Origin of the sequence: Burkholderia sp. LMG 13014, assembly GCF_905232215.1 — a bacterium.
GTDB lineage: Bacteria > Pseudomonadota > Gammaproteobacteria > Burkholderiales > Burkholderiaceae > Burkholderia.
Genome location: NZ_CAJNKE010001003.1, coordinates 1 through 1,299 on the forward strand (window position 1 = coordinate 1; position 1,299 = coordinate 1,299).

At 70.0% G+C, this 1,299-nt stretch carries 2 protein-coding genes; both read right to left on the bottom strand.

Features of this window, described 5'->3' with window-relative positions:
- On the bottom strand, positions 1-746 hold a 746-nt coding region (locus JYJ84_RS36895; protein ID WP_205190324.1), incomplete at its 3' end, for a 1-acyl-sn-glycerol-3-phosphate acyltransferase.
- A gap of 19 nt (positions 747-765) precedes the next feature.
- A partial coding sequence (locus JYJ84_RS36900; protein ID WP_205190325.1) for an amidohydrolase family protein occupies positions 766-1,299 on the bottom strand: 534 nt, incomplete at its 5' end.

Consider the following 1,299-nt stretch of genomic DNA (forward strand, 5'->3'; position numbering starts at 1 on the left):
GTCGGCTTGTCGACCTTCGCCTGCAGCGTCGCGAGCGCGGCGGCGATCGCATCGCGCGCCGCCGCGGACGTCGCCCGCCGGTCGCCACCCGGCGCGATCGGTTCGCACACGTAAAGGTGCGCAATGATCGGGCCACCGCGCAACACCATGTCGAGCGACTTGCCGAGCGCCAGTTCGCCCGTGTAGGCCGGTGCGACCGACTGCCGCCGCTGCGCGTCCTCGTACATCAGGCAGATCGGCTGCACCGCGCAGCCGGCCGATACCGCGGACTGGAACAGGTTCGCATGGAACGGCAGCAGTTCCTGCCCGTCGGTCGTCGTTCCTTCCGGAAACACGCACATCAGCCCGCCGTTGCGCAGGCGCTCGGCCATCTCGTGCATGACCCGCATCGCCTCGGTGCGCTTCTCGCGCTGCAGGAACACGGTGTCGAGCTTCTCGGCGAGCCAGCCGACGACCGGCCACTGCCGCACCTCGGCCTTCGACACGAACGGCGTCGGCCGCCACGCGTTGACCGTGTAGATGTCGAGCCACGACACGTGATTGCCGACCACGAGCGCGCTCGCGTCGAGCCGCGCGCCGTCGTTATGGACGACGAGGCGCATCCCGCAGATCCGCAGCATCTTGAGCGTCCAGCGGCGCGTCATCTCGGCGCGCCGCGCGGGCGTGACGTGCGAAAAACGCAGCGCGACGATCGCCATGCCGCGCAACAGGTGGAAAACGAGACGCAGCTTGCGAAGGGCAATCATGGCGAAGGTCCGGCGTGGTTCAGGGGCGCTCGAACGCGATCTGCCCGGCGACGAGCGTCGTGCGCACGCAGGCGGGCAGTTCGTAGCCGAGGAACGGCGAGTTGTGGCCCTGGCTCTTCAGCGCACGCGGCTCGACCCGCCAGTGCGCGCGCGGGTCGAACACGCACAGGTCGGCCGCGCTGCCTTCGGCCAGGCGGCCGGCCGGCAGCTGCAGCACGTCGGCCGGTGCGGACGTGATGCGGCGCAGTGCCTGCGCGAGCGGCGTGCGGGTCTCGTCCGCCCACTTCAGCGTCAGCGACAGCAGCAGTTCGAGCCCCGTCGCGCCCGGCGTCGCTTCGCCGAACGGCAGCAGCTTCTCGTCGTCGTCGACCGGCGTATGGTCGGAGCAGATCGCGTCGATCGTGCCGTCGGCGAGCGCCACGCGAATCGCTTCGCGATCGCGCTCGCTGCGCAGCGGCGGATCGAGCCGGAACTGCGAATCGAAGTAGCCGATGTCGACGTCGATCAGGTGCAGGTGATTCACGCCGACGTCGCAGGTCACGGGCAGCCCCTC